The sequence below is a fragment of the Streptomyces sp. NPDC056503 genome, assembly GCF_042794995.1.
Classification (GTDB): domain Bacteria; phylum Actinomycetota; class Actinomycetes; order Streptomycetales; family Streptomycetaceae; genus Streptomyces.
The window spans coordinates 20,521-36,668 of record NZ_JBHTST010000010.1 but is presented as its reverse complement, the minus strand read 5'-3'; the positions used below and the strand labels follow the sequence as shown (position 1 = coordinate 36,668).

Below are 16,148 nucleotides of genomic sequence, written 5' to 3'. Positions count from 1 at the left end.
GCGCGGGCACGCGGAAGGGCCCGGCTCGCCCCCGAGCCGGGCCCTTCCTCTCAGCGGGCGAACGCGTCAGCGGACGAAGACGCTCGCCTGACTCGCCAGGTCCAGGAAGTACTGCGGCGCGAGGCCCAGGACCAGGGTGACGACCACACCCGCCGCGATGGCGAGGGTGGTCAGGGCCGAGGGCACGGCGACCGTGGGGCCGTCCGCCTTCGGCTCGCTGAAGAACATCAGCACGATCACCCGGATGTAGAAGAAGGCCGCCACCGCCGAGGCGAGGACGCCGACCACCACCAGCGCGCCCGCGCCGCCCTCCGCCGCCGCCTTGAAGACCGCGAACTTGCCGGAGAAACCGGAGGTCAGCGGGATGCCGGCGAAGGCCAGGAGGAAGACCGCGAAGACGGCCGCGACCAGCGGCGAACGACGGCCCAGGCCGGCCCACTTGGAGAGGTGGGTGGCCTCGCCGCCCGCGTCGCGCACCAGCGTGACGACGGCGAACGCGCCGATCGTCACGAAGGAGTAGGCGCCCAGGTAGAAGAGGACCGACGAGATGCCGCTGGGGGTGGCGGCGATGACGCCCGCGAGCAGGAAGCCCGCGTGGGCGATCGACGAGTAGGCCAGGAGGCGCTTGATGTCGGTCTGGGTGATCGCCACGACCGCGCCGCCGAGCATCGTGACGATCGCGACGCCCCACATGACCGGGCGCCAGTCCCAGGTGAGGCCCGGCAGGACCACGTACAGCAGGCGGAGCAGGGCGCCGAAGGCGGCGACCTTGGTGGCGGCCGCCATGAAGCCGGTCACCGGGGTCGGGGCGCCCTGGTAGACGTCCGGGGTCCACATGTGGAAGGGGACGGCGCCGACCTTGAAGAGCAGGCCCGTCAGGAGCAGGGCGAAGCCGATCAGGAGGAGGACGTCGTTGCCCATCGTGTCGGCGAGCGCCGGGTCGACCGAGGTGATCGAGCCGTCGACGACGTCCGCGATCGTGGCGTACGAGACGGAGCCCGCGTAGCCGTAGAGCAGGGCGATCCCGAAGAGCAGGAAGGCCGAGGAGAAGGCGCCGAGCAGGAAGTACTTGACGGCCGCCTCCTGCGACATCAGCCGCTTGCGGCGGGCGAGGGCGCAGAGCAGGTACAGCGGGAGGGAGAAGACCTCCAGCGCGATGAAGAGGGTCAGGAGGTCGTTGGCGGCCGGGAAGACCAGCATGCCGGCGATCGCGAAGAGCGCGAGCGGGAAGACCTCGGTGGTGGTGAAGCCCGCCTTGACGGCGGCCTTCTCGTGGTCGCCGCCGGGGACGGCGGCCGCCTCGGCGGCGAAGGAGTCGACCTTGTGGCCGTGGTCGGCCGGGTCGAGCCTGCGCTCGGCGAAGGTGAAGACCGCGACGATCGAGGCGAGCAGGATCGTGCCCTGGAGGAAGAGCGCGGGGCCGTCGACGGCGATGGCGCCCATGGCCGCGATGCGGGCCTTCGTGGTGCCGTACCCGCCGGCCGCGAGGCCGACGACGGCGGCGAACGCGGCGGCGAGGGCCAGGACGGTCAGGAAGACCTGGCTGAGGTAGCGGCCCTTGCGGGGCACGAAGGCCTCGACGAGGACGCCGAGGACCGCCGCGCCGACCACGATCAGGACCGGGGCGAGCTGGGTGTACTCGATCTTCGGTGCCGGGATCTTGTTCAGCGGCTCGGCGGCCGTCGTCCACAGGCTGTGGACAGCGAGGGCGTTCACTTGGCCGCCTCCACGTTCTGGACGGGAACTTCGGGCTGGGGGTCGGTCCGCTGGACGTCCGACATCGTGTGCCGGACGGCCGGGTTCACCACGTCCGTCAGCGGCTTCGGGAAGACGCCGAGGAAGAGCAGGACGGCGATGAGCGGGGCGACGACGGCGAGCTCGCGCGGCCGCAGGTCCGGCATCGACCGCACCTCCTCCTTCACCGGGCCCGTCATCGTCCGCTGGTAGAGGACGAGGACGTAGAGCGCCGCGAGGACGATGCCGGTGGTGGCGACGATCCCGGCCACCGGGTAGCGGGCGAAGGTGCCGACCAGGACCAGGAACTCGCTGACGAACGGCGCGAGTCCGGGCAGCGACAGGGTCGCGAGGCCACCGATCAGGAAGGTGCCGGCGAGGACCGGGGCGACCTTCTGCACACCGCCGTAGTCGGCGATGAGCCGCGAGCCGCGCCGGGAGATCAGGAAGCCGGCGACCAGCATCAGGGCGGCGGTGGAGATGCCGTGGTTGACCATGTAGAGCGTGGCGCCCGACTGGCCCTGGCTGGTCATCGCGAAGATGCCCAGGATGATGAAGCCGAAGTGGGAGATCGACGCGTAGGCGACCAGCCGCTTGATGTCCCGCTGGCCGACCGCGACCAGCGCCCCGTACACGATGCTGATCAGGGCGAGGACGATGATCACGGGCGTGGCCCACTTCGACGCCTCCGGGAACAGCCCGAGGCAGAAGCGGAGCATCGCGAAGGTGCCCACCTTGTCGACCACCGCGGTGATGAGGACGGCGACCGGGGCGGTCGCCTCCCCCATCGCGTTCGGCAGCCAGGTGTGCAGCGGCCAGAGCGGCGCCTTCACCGCGAAGGCGAAGAAGAAGCCGAGGAAGAGCAGCCGCTCGGTGTTGGTCGCCATCTCCAGCGAGCCGTTCGCCCGCGCCTCGGCGATCTCCGTGAGCGAGAAGTTCCCCGCGACCACGTAGAGCCCGATGACCGCGGCCAGCATGATGAGCCCGCCGACCAGGTTGTAGAGCAGGAACTTCACCGCCGCGTACGAGCGCTGGGCCGCCGCGTTCTCGTCGGTGCCGCTGTGGGCGCGGTCGCCGAAGCCGCCGATGAGGAAGTACATCGGGATGAGCATGGCTTCGAAGAGGATGTAGAAGAGGAAGACGTCGGTGGCCTCGAAGGAGAGGATCACCATCGCCTCGACCATGAGGATCAGGGCGAAGAAGCCCTGGGTCGGACGCCACCGCGTGGACCGCGTCTCCAGGGGGTCGGCGTCGTGCCAGCCGGCCAGGATGACGAACGGGATCAGCAGGGCGGTCAGCGCGATCAGCGCCACCCCGATCCCGTCGACGCCGAGCTCGTACCGGACCCCGAAGTCCCTGATCCAGGAGCGGGACTCGACGAGCTGGTAGCGGTCGCCGCCCGGTTCGAAGCGGGCGAAGACGACCGCCGCCAGCACCAGCGTGGCCAGCGAGACGAGCAGCGCCAGCCACTTGGCGGCGGTGCGGCGGGCGGCGGGCACGGCGGCGGTGAGGATCGCACCGACCGCCGGCACCGCTGCCGTCGCCGTAAGGAGCGGGAAGGACATCGGGTTACACCGCCCTCATCAGCAGGGTCGCGGCGATGAGTACCGCCGTACCGCCGAACATGGAGACCGCGTACGAGCGGACGTGGCCGTTCTGGAGCTTGCGCAGCCGCCCGGAGAGCCCGCCGACGCCCGCCGCCGTGCCGTTGACCACGCCGTCCACGAGGGAGTGGTCGACGTAGACCAGCGAGCGGGTCAGGTGGGTGCCGCCGGTGACGAAGACGGCGTGGTTGAAGTCGTCCTGGAGCAGGTCGCGGCGGGCGGCCCGGGTGAGCAGCGAGCCGCGCGGGGCGACCACCGGCACCGGGCGGCGCCCGTACTGGAGGTACGCGAGGCCGACGCCGATCACCATGACGGCGACGGTGGCGGAGGTGACGGCGGCGGCGCTGATCGGCGGGTGGCCGTGGGCGTAGCCGGTGACGGGCTCCAGCCACTCGACGAAGCCGGCGAACTCGAAGACGGCGCCTGCGGCGACCGAGCCGACGGCCAGCAGGACCATCGGGATCACCATCGACTTCGGCGACTCGTGCGGGTGCGGCGGGTTGCCGTCGGCGTCGTCCTGCCAGCGCTTCTCGCCGAAGAAGGTCATCAGCATCACGCGGGTCATGTAGTACGCGGTGATGGCGGCGCCCAGCAGGGTGACCGCGCCGAGGATCCAGCCCTCGGTGCCGCCCTTGGCGAAGGCCGCCTCGATGATCTTGTCCTTGGAGAAGAAGCCGGACAGGCCCGGGAAGCCGATGATGGCGAGGTAGCCGAGGCCGAAGGTGACGAAGGTGACCGGCATGTACTTCCTGAGGCCGCCGTACTTCCTCATGTCGACCTCGTCGTTCATGCCGTGCATGACCGATCCGGCGCCGAGGAACAGCCCGGCCTTGAAGAAGCCGTGGGTCACCAGGTGCATGATCGCGAAGACGTAGCCGATCGGACCGAGGCCGGCCGCCAGGATCATGTAGCCGATCTGCGACATCGTCGACCCGGCGAGGGCCTTCTTGATGTCGTCCTTCGCGCAACCGACGATCGCGCCGAAGAGCAGCGTGACCGCGCCGACGATGGTGACGACGAGCTGCGCGTCCGGCGCCGCGTCGAAGACGGCGGCGGAGCGGACGATCAGGTAGACGCCGGCGGTGACCATGGTGGCCGCGTGGATGAGGGCCGAGACCGGGGTCGGGCCCTCCATCGCGTCACCGAGCCAGGACTGGAGCGGCACCTGGGCCGACTTGCCGCAGGCCGCGAGGAGCAGCATCAGGCCGATCGCCGTCAGCTTGCCCTCGGAGGTCTCGCCGGCCGAGGCGAGCACGGGGCCGAAGGCGAAGGTGCCGAAGGTGGTGAACATCAGCATGATCGCGATCGACAGGCCCATGTCGCCCACGCGGTTGACCAGGAAGGCCTTCTTCGCGGCGGTGGCCGCGCTCGGCTTGTGCTGCCAGAAGCCGATCAGGAGGTACGAGGCGAGGCCGACGCCCTCCCAGCCGAAGTACAGCAGCAGGTAGTTGTCCGCGAGGACCAGCAGCAGCATCGCCGCGACGAACAGGTTCAGGTAGCCGAAGAAGCGGCGGCGCCGCTCGTCGTGCTCCATGTACCCGATCGAGTAGACGTGGATGAGCGTGCCCACGCCGGTGATCAGCAGGACGAAGGTCATCGACAGCTGGTCGAGCTGGAAGGCGATGTCCGCCTGGAAGCCCTCGACGGGGATCCAGGTGAAGAGGTGCTGGTACATCGCCCGGTCCTCGGCGCTCTTGCCGAGCATGTCGGCGAAGAGCGCGAGACCGATGACGAAGGAGACGGCCGCGAGGAGCGTGCCGAGCCAGTGCCCGGTCTTGTCGAGCCGGCGGCCGCCGCACAGCAGGACGGCCGCTCCGAGCAGGGGCGCCGCGATCAGCAGCGCAATCAGGTTGTCCACGGTTCAGCCCCTCACAGCTTCATCAGGCTGGCGTCGTCGACCGAGGCCGAGTGGCGGGATCGGAAGACGGACACGATGATCGCGAGCCCGACGACGACCTCCGCGGCAGCCACGACCATCGTGAAGAAGGCGATGATCTGGCCGTCGAGGTTGCCGTGCATGCGGGAGAAGGTGACGAACGCGAGGTTGCAGGCGTTGAGCATCAGCTCCACGCACATGAAGACCACGATCGCGTTCCGCCGGATCAACACCCCGACCGCACCGATGGTGAACAACAGGGCGGCGAGATAAAGGTAGTTGACGGGGTTCACCGCGCGGCCTCCTCTCCGTCACGCGTGTCGTCCCGGTCGCGTCCGAGCCGCTCCGAGGAGCGCTGCTCCAGGGCCTTGAGGTCGGCGAGCGCCTCCGTCGACACGTCCCGCACCTGACCCCGCTTGCGCAGGGTCGAGATGACGGTGAGCTCGGACGGGGTGCCGTCGGGCAGCAGGCCCGCGATGTCCACCGCGTTGTGCCGGGCGTAGACGCCGGGGGCGGGCAGCGGCGGCAGGTGCTTGCCGTCGCGCACGCGCTGCTCGGCCAGCTCGCGCTGGGTCCTGGCCCGCTCGGTGCGCTCCCGGTGGGTGAGGAGCATCGCGCCGACGGACGCGGTGATCAGCAGGGCGCCGGTGATCTCGAAGGCGAAGACGTACTTGGTGAAGATGAGGGCCGCCAGGCCCTCCACGTTCCCCCCGTGCGCCGCGTTGGCCGCGCCGAGGCCGGCGAACTCGGTCAGCGCCGCGTTCCCGATCCCGGCGAAGAGCAGGACGCCGAAGCCGAGGCCGCAGGCGGCGGCCCACCAGCGCTGGCCCTTGATGGTCTCCTTCAGCGAGTCCGCGGCCGTGACGCCGACCAGCATGACGACGAAGAGGAAGAGCATCATGATCGCGCCGGTGTAGACGACGATCTGCACGATGCCGAGGAAGTACGCGCCGTTGGCCAGGTAGAAGACCGCGAGGACGATCATCGTGCCGGCCAGGCACAGGGCCGAGTGCACGGCCTTCCTCATGAGGATGGTGCACAGCGCGCCGATGACGGCGACGGTGCCGAGCACCCAGAACTGGAACGCCTCGCCGGTGGAGGTGGCGTAGGCCGCGAGCGCGCTCATCGGCCGGCCGCCTTCCCCGACGCGGGCTCGTTCTCGCCGGAGGCCGACGCGCCCTCCTGCGGCGCCTCGCCCCTGGAGACGGCGGCCTGGCGCTCGGTCCCGGGGGCGGCCTCGACGACCAGGCCCCGGTAGTAGTCCTGCTCGGTCATGCCGGGGAAGATCGCGTGCGGGGTGTCGACCATGCGGTCGTCGAGGCCCGCGAGCAGCTGCTCCTTGGTGTAGATCAGGTTCTCGCGGGAGGAGTCGGCCAGTTCGAACTCGTTCGTCATCGTCAGCGCGCGCGTGGGGCACGCCTCGATGCACAGCCCGCACAGGATGCAGCGGGCGTAGTTGATCTGGTAGACGCGGCCGTACCGCTCGCCGGGCGAGTAGCGCTCCTCGTCCGTGTTGTCCGCGCCCTCCACGTAGATGGCGTCGGCGGGACAGGCCCAGGCGCACAGCTCACAGCCGACGCACTTCTCCAGGCCGTCCGGATGGCGGTTGAGCTGGTGCCGGCCGTGGAAGCGGGGTGCCGTCGTCTTCTTCTGCTCCGGGTACTGCTCGGTCAGCCGCTTCTTGAACATGGCCTTGAAGGTCACGCCGAAGCCGGCCACCGGATTCTGGAAGTCAGACACGATCCGTCCCCCTTTCGTCACTCTCGGTAGCGGTATCGGGGCCACCACTGACCACGAGGTCCCGCTGGTGTCGGGGCCTGCGCCGGGGCACGGGCGGCAGGGACTCTCCGGGCTTGGGCGGTACGGGGAACCCGCCGGCCATCGGGTCGAAGGCCGGCCGCTCGGCCTCGCCCGCCGGCTCCCCCTTCCTCCGGTCGCGGAAGAGGTCGGCGACGAAGGAGAGCAGCAGCACCACGAGGACGGCACCGGCCACGTACAGCACGATGTTGGTGAAGGCGATGTTCTCGTTGCGCAGCGCCCGGACGGTGGCGACCAGCATCAGCCAGACCACCGAGACCGGGATGAGCACCTTCCAGCCGAGCTTCATCAACTGGTCGTAGCGGACCCGGGGAAGGGTGCCGCGGAGCCAGATGAAGAAGAAGAGCAGCAGCTGCACCTTCAGGACGAACCACAGCATCGGCCACCAGCCGTGGTTGGCGCCCTCCCAGAAGGTGGAGACCGGGTACGGGGCCCGCCAGCCGCCCAGGAAGAGGGTCACCGACACCGCGGAGACCGTCACCATGTTCACGTACTCGGCGAGCATGAACATCGCGAACTTGATCGAGGAGTACTCGGTGTTGAAGCCGCCGACGAGGTCGCCCTCGGACTCCGGCATGTCGAAGGGGGCGCGGTTCGTCTCGCCGACCATCGTCACGATGTAGATGAGGAACGACACCGGCAGCAGGACCACGAACCAGCGGTCCTGCTGCGCCTCGACGATCGCCGAGGTCGACATCGAGCCGGAGTAGAGGAAGACGGAGGCGAAGGCCGCGCCCATGGCGATCTCGTACGAGATCATCTGCGCGCAGGAGCGGAGGCCGCCGAGGAGCGGGTACGTGGAGCCGGACGACCAGCCGGCCAGCACGATGCCGTAGATGCCGACGGAGGCGACCGCGAGGATGTAGAGCATCGCGATCGGCAGGTCGGTGAGCTGCATCGTGGTGCGCTGGCCGAAGATCGACACCTCGTTGCCGGCCGGGCCGAAGGGGATCACGGCGATCGCCATGAAGGCGGGGATGGCGGCGACGATCGGGGCCAGGACGTAGACGACCTTGTCGGCCCGCTTGACGATCACGTCCTCCTTCAGCATCAGCTTGATGCCGTCCGCGAGGGACTGGAGGAGGCCCCAGGGGCCGTGCCGGTTGGGGCCGATGCGCAGCTGCATCCAGGCGACGACCTTGCGCTCCCACACGATGGAGAAGAGCACGGTGACCATCAGGAACGCGAAGCAGAAGACGGCCTTGACCAGGACGAGCCACCAGGGGTCCGTCCCGAACAGGGAGAGGTCCTCCGCTGCGAGGAGCGTGTTCACGCCTGCGCCTCCTTCGGGGCCGCCGGGCCGATGCGGACCAGGTCGCCGGGGCGGGCCCCGGTGTCGGAGAGGACTCCGTGGCCGGACGAGTTCAGCGGGAGCCAGACGACGCGGTCGGGCATCGCGGTGACCTGGAGGGGGAAGGCGACGGAGCCCGCGGGGCCGGTGACCTCCAGCAGGTCGCCGTCCTTGACGCCGGTGTCGGCGGCGGTGTCGGCGGAGAGCCGGGCGACCGCCGCGTGGCGGGTGCCGGCCAGGGCGGTGTCGCCCTCCTGGAGCCGCCCGAGGTCGAGCAGCAGCCGGTGGCCGGCGAGGACGGCCTCGCCGTCGCCCGGCCGGGGGGCCGGGACGGCGTGGGCGGTGGGCTCGGAGGCCCGGTCGTCGGTCCAGCGGCCCAGCCGGTCCAGCTCGCGCCGGGCCGCCTTCAGGTCGGGCAGGGCGAGGTGGGCGTCCATGGCGTCGGCGAGCATGTGGAGCACGCGCGCGTCGGCCGGGGCGAGCGGGCGGGTCATCTGCTCGGGCTTGAGCGCGGCCTCGAACATCCGCGCCCTGCCCTCCCAGTTGAGGAAGGTGCCGGGCTTCTCGGCGACCGCGGCGACCGGCAGGACGACGTCGGCGCGCTCGGTGACCGCGCCGGGGCGCAGCTCCAGGGAGACGACGAAGGCCGCGTCGAGGGCCTCACGCGCGCGTGCCGGGTCGGGCAGGTCGTCGACGTCGACGCCGCCGACGAGGAGCCCGGCGAGTTCGCCGGCGGCGGCCGCCTCGACGATCTGGCCGGTGTCGCGGCCGTAGCCGTGCGGGAGTTCGCGGACGCCCCAGACGGCGGCGACCTCCTCCCGCGCGCGGGGGTCGGTCGCGGGCCGGCCGCCGGGCAGCAGGCTCGGCAGCGCGCCGGCCTCGATCGCGCCGCGTTCGCCGGCCCGGCGCGGGATCCACACGAGCCGCGCGCCGGTGGCGGCGGAGGCCCGCAGGGCGGCGGTGAGCGCGCCGGGCACGCCGGCGAGCCGCTCGCCGACGGCGATGACGGCGCCCTCCTGGCGCAGCGCCTCGGAGGCGGCCCAGCCGCCGGAGTCCAGGCCCACGCGGGAGGTGAGGGCGTCGAGCCACTCGGTCTCGGTGCCGGGGGCGGCGGGCAGCAGGGTGCCGCCGGCCTTCTCCAGGCCGCGGGTGGCGTGGGTGGCGACCGCGTACGTCTTCTGCCCGTGCTTGCGCCAGGCCTTGCGGAGCCGCAGGAAGACGCCGGGGGCCTCCTCCTCGGACTCCAGGCCGACGAGCAGCACGGCCGGCGCGGCTTCGAGGGTCGTGTACGTGATCCCGGAGCCGTCCAGGTCGCGGCCGCGTCCGGCGACGGTGGAGGCGAGGAAGTCGGCCTCCTCGCCGGAGTGGACCCGGGCCCGGAAGTCGACGTCGTTGGTGTCGAGGGCGACGCGGGCGAACTTGGCGTAGGCGTAGGCGTCCTCGACGGTGAGCCGGCCGCCGGCGAGGACGCCGGTGCGGCCGCGCACGAGCCCGCGGGCGGCGGCCTCCAGCGCCTCGGGCCAGGAGGCCGGTTCGAGGACGCCGGCGGCGTTCCGCACCAGGGGGGTGGTCAGCCGGTCGCGCTGCTGCGCGTACCGGAAGCCGAACCGGCCCTTGTCGCAGACCCACTCCTCGTTCACCGCGGGGTCGTTCTGCGCGAGGCGGCGCATGACCTTGCCGCGCCGGTGGTCGGTGCGGGTGGCGCAGCCGCCGGCGCAGTGCTCGCAGACCGAGGGCGAGGAGACCAGGTCGAAGGGGCGGGAGCGGAAGCGGTAGGCGGCCGAGGTGAGGGCGCCGACCGGGCAGATCTGGATGGTGTTGCCGGAGAAGTACGACTCGAAGGGGTCGCCCTCGCCGGTGCCGACCTGCTGGAGGGCGCCGCGCTCGACGAGTTCGATCATCGGGTCGCCGGCGACCTGGTTGGAGAAGCGGGTGCAACGGGCGCAGAGGACGCAGCGCTCGCGGTCGAGCAGCACCTGGGTGGAGATCGGCACCGGCTTCTCGTAGGTCCGCTTGACGCCCTCGAAGCGGGACTCGGCCTGTCCGTGGGACATGGCCTGGTTCTGCAGCGGGCACTCGCCGCCCTTGTCGCAGACCGGGCAGTCCAGCGGGTGGTTGATGAGCAGCAGCTCCATCACGCCGTGCTGCGCCTTCTCGGCGACCGGCGAGGTCAGCTGCGACTTCACCACCATGCCGTCGGTGCAGGTGATGGTGCAGGAGGCCATCGGCTTGCGCTGGCCCTCGACCTCGACGATGCACTGGCGGCAGGCGCCGGCGGGGTCGAGGAGGGGGTGGTCGCAGAAGCGGGGGATCTCGATGCCGAGCTGTTCGGCGGCGCGGATGACCAGGGTCCCCTTGGGGACGGAGATCTCGGCGCCGTCGATGGTCAGCGTGACCAGATCCTCGGGCGGTACCGCCGGGCTTCCGCCGCCGGACGGGCCGGCCGTGGTGACCGTCATGCCGTCACCTCCTTGTGGTTGTCCGCCCAGGCGGTCGACTTGGCCGGGTCGAAGGGGCAGCCCTTGCCCGTGATGTGCTGCTCGTACTCCTCGCGGAAGTACTTGAGCGAGGAGAAGATCGGCGAGGCGGCGCCGTCGCCGAGGGCGCAGAACGACTTGCCGTTGATGTTGTCGGCGATGTCGTTGAGCTTGTCGAGGTCCGACATGACGCCCTTGCCGGCCTCGATGTCGCGGAGCAGCTGGACGAGCCAGTAGGTGCCCTCGCGGCAGGGGGTGCACTTGCCGCAGGACTCGTGGGCGTAGAACTCGGTCCAGCGGGTGACGGCGCGGACCACGCAGGTGGTCTCGTCGAAGCACTGGAGGGCCTTGGTGCCGAGCATGGAGCCGGCGGCGCCGACGCCCTCGTAGTCGAGCGGCACGTCGAGGTGCTCGTCGGTGAACATCGGGGTGGAGGAGCCGCCGGGGGTCCAGAACTTGAGCCGGTGCCCGGGGCGCATCCCGCCGCTCATGTCGAGGAGCTGGCGCAGGGTGATGCCGAGGGGGGCCTCGTACTGGCCGGGCGAGGTGACGTGCCCGCTGAGCGAGTAGAGCGTGAAGCCCGGGGACTTCTCGCTGCCCATCGAGGTGAACCACTCCTTGCCGCGGTGGAGGATCGCGGGAACGGAGGCGATGGACTCGACGTTGTTCACCACGGTGGGGCAGGCGTAGAGGCCGGCGACCGCGGGGAAGGGCGGCCGCAGCCGGGGCTGGCCGCGGCGGCCTTCGAGGGAGTCCAGGAGGGCGGTCTCCTCGCCGCAGATGTACGCGCCGGCGCCGGCGTGCACGGTGAGTTCGACGTCGAGCCCGCTGCCGAGGACGTTCTCGCCGAGGTAGCCGGCCCGGTAGGCCTCCCGTACCGCCTCGTGGAGGCGGCGCAGGACGGGGACGACCTCGCCGCGCAGGTAGATGAAGGCGTGGCTGGAGCGGATCGCGTAGCAGGCGATCACGATGCCCTCGATGAGGGAGTGCGGGTTGGCGAAGAGGAGGGGGATGTCCTTGCAGGTGCCGGGCTCGGACTCGTCGGCGTTGACGACGAGGTAGTGCGGCTTGCCGTCGCCCTGCGGGATGAACTGCCACTTCATGCCGGTGGGGAAGCCGGCGCCGCCGCGTCCGCGGAGGCCGGACTCCTTCACGTAGGCGATGAGGTCGTCGGGGCTCATGGCGAGCGCGCGCCTGAGGCCCTGGTAGCCCTCGTGGCGCTCGTACGTCTCCAGGGTCCAGGAGTCGGGCTGGTCCCAGAAGGCGGAGAGCACCGGGGAGAGCAGCTTCTCGGGGCTGCTGGAGTTGATCTCGGCGGCCAACGTCATCACGCTCCCTCCTGACCGGCTGCCTCGCCGCGCGGGTGGACGATCCTGGTCTGCTGCGGGGTCTCGCCCTTGGCCAGTCGGAGGCCGACGAGGGAGGCGGGGCCTGCGCCGCCGGTGGCCGCGACGGCGCCGGGGCGCTCGTCGGGGAAGCCGGCGAGGATCCGGGCGGTCTCCTTGAAGGTGCACAGGGGGGCGCCGCGGGTGGGTTCGACGGTGCGGCCCTCGCGGAGGTCGTCGACCATCTTCTTGGCCGACTCGGGGGTCTGGTTGTCGAAGAACTCCCAGTTCACCATCACGACGGGGGCGAAGTCGCAGGCCGCGTTGCACTCGATGTGCTCAAGCGTGATCTTGCCGTCGTCGGTGGTGCCGTTGTTGCCGACGCCGAGGTGCTCCTGGAGCTCCTCGAAGATGGCGTCGCCGCCCATGACCGCGCAGAGCGTGTTCGTGCAGACGCCGACCTGGTAGTCGCCGGACGGCTTGCGGCGGTACATCGTGTAGAAGGTGGCGACCGCGGTGACCTCGGCGGTGGTCAGGCCGAGCATGTCGGCGCAGAAGGCCATGCCGGTACGGGTCACGTGGCCCTCCTCCGACTGCACGAGGTGCAGCATCGGCAGGAGCGCGGAGCGGGAGCCGGGGTAGCGGTCGATGATCGCCCTGGCGTCCTCCTCCAGCCGGGTCCGGACGTCGTCCGGGTAGGCGGGGGCGGGAAGCTGGGGCATCCCGAGGCTGACGTTCTCCGTCATCGGTCGACGCCTCCCATCACGGGGTCGATGGAGGCGACGGCGACGATGACGTCGGCGACCTGGCCGCCCTCGCACATCGCGGCCATGGCCTGGAGGTTGGTGAAGGACGGGTCGCGGAAGTGGACCCGGAAGGGGCGGGTTCCGCCGTCGGAGACGACGTGCACGCCGAGCTCGCCCTTGGGGGACTCGACGGCCGCGTACGCCTGCCCGGCGGGGACCCGGAAGCCCTCGGTGACCAGCTTGAAGTGGTGGATCAGGGCCTCCATGGAGGTGCCCATGATCTGCTTGATGTGGTCGAGGGAGTTGCCGAGGCCGTCGGGGCCGAGGGCGAGCTGCGCGGGCCAGGCGATCTTCTTGTCGCCGACCATGACCGGGCCGGGCTCCAGCCGGTCGAGGCACTGCTCGACGATCCGCAGCGACTGGCGCATCTCCTCCAGCCGGACGAGGAAGCGCCCGTAGGAGTCGCAGCTGTCGGCGGTGGGGACCTCGAAGTCGTAGTTCTCGTAGCCGCAGTACGGGTCGGTCTTCCGCAGGTCGTGCGGGAGGCCCGCCGACCGGAGGATCGGTCCGGTGGCGCCGAGGGCCATGCAGCCGGTGAGGTCGAGGTAGCCGACGTCCTGCATGCGGGCCTTGAAGATGGGGTTGCCGGTGGCGAGCTTGTCGTACTCCGGCAGGTTCTTCTTCATGGTCTTCACGAACTCGCGCACGGCGTCGACGCCGCCGGGCGGGAGGTCCTGGGCGAGGCCGCCGGGCCGGATGTAGGCGTGGTTCATGCGCAGGCCGGTGATCAGCTCGTACAGGTCCAGGATCATCTCGCGGTCCCGGAAGCCGTAGATCATGATCGTGGTGGCGCCGAGCTCCATGCCGCCGGTGGCGATGCACACCAGGTGCGAGGAGAGCCGGTTGAGCTCCATGAGGAGGACCCGGATGACGCTGGCCCGGTCGGGGACGTCGTCGGTGATGCCGAGCAGCTTCTCCACGCCGAGGCAGTACGCCGTCTCGTTGTAGAACGAGGTGAGGTAGTCCATGCGCGTGACGAAGGTGGTGCCCTGCGTCCAGGTCCGGTACTCGAGGTTCTTCTCGATGCCGGTGTGGAGGTAGCCGATGCCGCAGCGGGCCTCGGTGACGGTCTCGCCGTCGATCTCCAGGATGAGCCGGAGCACGCCGTGGGTGGACGGGTGCTGGGGGCCCATGTTGACGACGATCCGCTCGTCGTCGGCCTTGGCCGCGGACTGGACGACCTCGTCCCAGTCGCCTCCGGTGACCGTGTAGACGGTCCCCTCGGTGGTCTCGCGGGGGCTGGATGCGGTGTTCACGAGTACGACCTCCGCTGGTCCGGAGCCGGGATCTGGGCGCCCTTGTACTCGACGGCGATGCCGCCGAGCGGATAGTCCTTGCGCTGCGGGTGGCCCTGCCAGTCGTCCGGCATCATGATCCGGGTGAGGGCCTGGTGGCCTTCGAAGACGATCCCGAAGAAGTCGTACGTCTCCCGCTCGTGCCAGTCGTTCGTCGGGTAGACGTCCGTCAGCGAGGGGATCCGCGGGTCGTGGTCGGGGGCCGAGACCTCCAGCCGGATCAGCCGGCCGTGGGTGAGCGAGCGCAGGTGGTAGACGGCGTGCAGCTCGCGCCCCTTGTCGCCCGGGTAGTGGACGCCGGAGACGCCGGTACAGAGCTCGAAGCGGAGCGCCGGGTCGTCGCGCAGGGTGCGGGCGACCCGGACGAGGTGCTCGCGCTCGATGTGGAAGGTGAGCTCGCCCCGGTCGACGACCGTCTTCTCGATGGCGTTCTCGGGGACGAGCCCCTGCTCCTCCAGGGCGCCTTCGAGCTCGTCGGCGACCTCGTCGAACCAGCCGCCGTAGGGGCGGACGGCGGGGCCGGGGAGGCGGATCGAGCGGACGAGGCCGCCGTAGCCGGAGGTGTCGCCGCCGTTGTTCGCGCCGAACATGCCGCGCTGGAGCCGTACCTCCTCCCCGTGCTCTCCGCGCTGTCCGGGCAGGTTCTGCTCGGACAGCTCCTTCTCGGGGTTCGGGGTTTCGTCGCTCAACGGAGCAGACCCTTCATCTCGATGGTCGGCAGCGCCTTGAGCGCCGCCTCCTCCGCCTCGCGGGCCGCCTCCTCGGCGTTTACGCCGAGCTTGGAGCTCTGGATCTTCTGGTGGAGCTTGAGGATCGCGTCCATCAGCATCTCCGGGCGCGGCGGGCAGCCGGGCAGGTAGATGTCGACCGGCACGATGTGGTCGACGCCCTGCACGATCGCGTAGTTGTTGAACATGCCGCCCGACGAGGCGCAGACGCCCATGGAGATGACCCACTTGGGGTTGGGCATCTGGTCGTAGACCTGCCGCAGGACGGGCGCCATCTTCTGGCTGACCCGGCCGGCGACGATCATGAGGTCGGCCTGGCGCGGGGAGCCGCGGAAGACCTCCATGCCGAAGCGGGCGAGGTCGTAGCGGCCGGCGCCGGTCGTCATCATCTCGATGGCGCAGCAGGCGAGGCCGAAGGTCGCGGGGAAGACGGATGACTTCCGGACCCAGCCCGCGGCCTGCTCGACGGTGGTCAGCACGAAACCGCTGGGCAGCTTCTCTTCGAGTCCCATGGGTGCTCCTCAGCCCCTCAGTCCCATTCCAGGCCGCCGCGCCGCCACACGTAGGCGTAGGCGACGAAGACGGTGAGCACGAAGAGCAGCATCTCCACGAGCCCGAAAAGCCCCAGGGCGTCGAAGGTGACGGCCCAGGGGTAGAGGAAGACGATCTCGATGTCGAAGACGATGAAGAGCATCGCCGTCAGGTAGTACTTGATGGGAAAGCGGCCGCCACCGGCGGGAGTGGGCGTCGGCTCGATGCCGCACTCGTACGCCTCAAGTTTTGCCCTGTTGTACCGCTTTGGCCCGATTAGCGTGGCCATGACCACGGAGAAGATCGCAAACCCCGCACCCAGGGCACCGAGCACGAGGATGGGCGCGTACGCATTCACGCTCCTCGCTCCTTCCAGTCGTCCTTGACCGTTGGACCGCACCGTCGGGTCCGCGAAAGATCGCCCCCATGTGAGGCAGTTCACAAGCCCGACGTCCGCGTATCTTAAGCCCGCCCCTCTGTGATCTGCGACACGGGGGTCACCAACGGATTTGTGATCTCCACCACCTGACGAAGGATCATGAAGCCGGATGAGCAGTGATCTTGTCGCGTGAAGCGCCCAGGTGATCACCAGGTGTGACATTCGGACCGGAAATCGCTGGTCGGAGCAGGTGGCGCTCTATCAAGAGATGGACCGTGCAAGCA

At 70.3% G+C, this 16,148-nt stretch carries 14 protein-coding genes; all 14 read right to left on the bottom strand.

The genetic code is table 11. The features are described from left to right. Nucleotides 1–66: 66 nt before the first annotated feature. Genes nuoN through ACFQ8C_RS05070 form a run of 14 tightly spaced genes read right to left on the bottom strand, consistent with a single transcriptional unit; the run spans nt 67 to nt 15,843 of the window. Nucleotides 67–1,716 (bottom strand): NADH-quinone oxidoreductase subunit NuoN, encoded by a 1,650-nt coding sequence (nuoN, locus tag ACFQ8C_RS05135; RefSeq protein ID WP_383452394.1) that lies wholly within the window; start codon nt 1,714–1,716, stop codon nt 67–69. Then, a complete protein-coding gene (locus ACFQ8C_RS05130) occupies nt 1,713–3,299 on the bottom strand; it encodes an NADH-quinone oxidoreductase subunit M (RefSeq protein ID WP_383452392.1) in 1,587 nt (528 codons plus the stop codon). Before ACFQ8C_RS05130 ends, nuoN begins: the two co-directional genes overlap by 4 nt. A gap of 4 nt (nt 3,300–3,303) precedes the next feature. Then, nucleotides 3,304–5,196: an NADH-quinone oxidoreductase subunit L gene (gene nuoL / locus ACFQ8C_RS05125; protein ID WP_383452390.1), complete on the bottom strand. Its 1,893-nt coding sequence runs from the start codon at nt 5,194–5,196 to the stop codon at nt 3,304–3,306. An 11-nt stretch (nt 5,197–5,207) separates the two neighbouring features. Then, nucleotides 5,208–5,507 (bottom strand): NADH-quinone oxidoreductase subunit NuoK, encoded by a 300-nt coding sequence (gene nuoK / locus ACFQ8C_RS05120; RefSeq protein WP_043227770.1) that lies wholly within the window; start codon nt 5,505–5,507, stop codon nt 5,208–5,210. Then, on the bottom strand, nt 5,504–6,340 hold the full coding sequence (locus tag ACFQ8C_RS05115; RefSeq protein ID WP_383452388.1) for an NADH-quinone oxidoreductase subunit J: 837 nt from the start codon (nt 6,338–6,340) through the stop codon (nt 5,504–5,506). The genes nuoK and ACFQ8C_RS05115 overlap by 4 nt, the downstream gene beginning before the upstream one ends. Continuing rightward, nucleotides 6,337–6,990: an NADH-quinone oxidoreductase subunit NuoI gene (nuoI, locus tag ACFQ8C_RS05110; RefSeq protein WP_383452501.1), complete on the bottom strand. Its 654-nt coding sequence runs from the start codon at nt 6,988–6,990 to the stop codon at nt 6,337–6,339. The genes ACFQ8C_RS05115 and nuoI overlap by 4 nt, the downstream gene beginning before the upstream one ends. After that, nucleotides 6,947–8,305 (bottom strand): NADH-quinone oxidoreductase subunit NuoH, encoded by a 1,359-nt coding sequence (gene nuoH / locus ACFQ8C_RS05105; RefSeq protein ID WP_383452387.1) that lies wholly within the window; start codon nt 8,303–8,305, stop codon nt 6,947–6,949. Before nuoH ends, nuoI begins: the two co-directional genes overlap by 44 nt. Next, entirely contained in the window at nt 8,302–10,782 is a 2,481-nt protein-coding gene (locus ACFQ8C_RS05100) for an NADH-quinone oxidoreductase subunit G (protein WP_383452385.1), read from the bottom strand. The genes nuoH and ACFQ8C_RS05100 overlap by 4 nt, the downstream gene beginning before the upstream one ends. Further along, nucleotides 10,779–12,128 carry an NADH-quinone oxidoreductase subunit NuoF gene (gene nuoF, locus ACFQ8C_RS05095; RefSeq protein ID WP_383452500.1) on the bottom strand — a complete coding sequence of 450 codons (1,350 nt, stop codon included), beginning with the start codon at nt 12,126–12,128 and terminating at the stop codon, nt 10,779–10,781. Before nuoF ends, ACFQ8C_RS05100 begins: the two co-directional genes overlap by 4 nt. After that, nucleotides 12,128–12,871 (bottom strand): NADH-quinone oxidoreductase subunit NuoE, encoded by a 744-nt coding sequence (nuoE, locus tag ACFQ8C_RS05090; RefSeq protein ID WP_383452383.1) that lies wholly within the window; start codon nt 12,869–12,871, stop codon nt 12,128–12,130. The genes nuoF and nuoE overlap by 1 nt, the downstream gene beginning before the upstream one ends. Further along, nucleotides 12,868–14,187 (bottom strand): NADH-quinone oxidoreductase subunit D, encoded by a 1,320-nt coding sequence (locus ACFQ8C_RS05085; RefSeq protein ID WP_383452381.1) that lies wholly within the window; start codon nt 14,185–14,187, stop codon nt 12,868–12,870. The genes nuoE and ACFQ8C_RS05085 overlap by 4 nt, the downstream gene beginning before the upstream one ends. Next, a complete protein-coding gene (locus tag ACFQ8C_RS05080; RefSeq protein ID WP_383452380.1) occupies nt 14,184–14,915 on the bottom strand; it encodes an NADH-quinone oxidoreductase subunit C in 732 nt (243 codons plus the stop codon). Before ACFQ8C_RS05080 ends, ACFQ8C_RS05085 begins: the two co-directional genes overlap by 4 nt. Beyond that, on the bottom strand, nt 14,912–15,466 hold the full coding sequence (locus ACFQ8C_RS05075) for an NADH-quinone oxidoreductase subunit B family protein (protein ID WP_363192716.1): 555 nt from the start codon (nt 15,464–15,466) through the stop codon (nt 14,912–14,914). The genes ACFQ8C_RS05080 and ACFQ8C_RS05075 overlap by 4 nt, the downstream gene beginning before the upstream one ends. A 17-nt stretch (nt 15,467–15,483) precedes the next feature. After that, on the bottom strand, nt 15,484–15,843 hold the full coding sequence (locus ACFQ8C_RS05070) for an NADH-quinone oxidoreductase subunit A (protein WP_030494815.1): 360 nt from the start codon (nt 15,841–15,843) through the stop codon (nt 15,484–15,486). Nucleotides 15,844–16,148 lie beyond the last annotated feature (305 nt).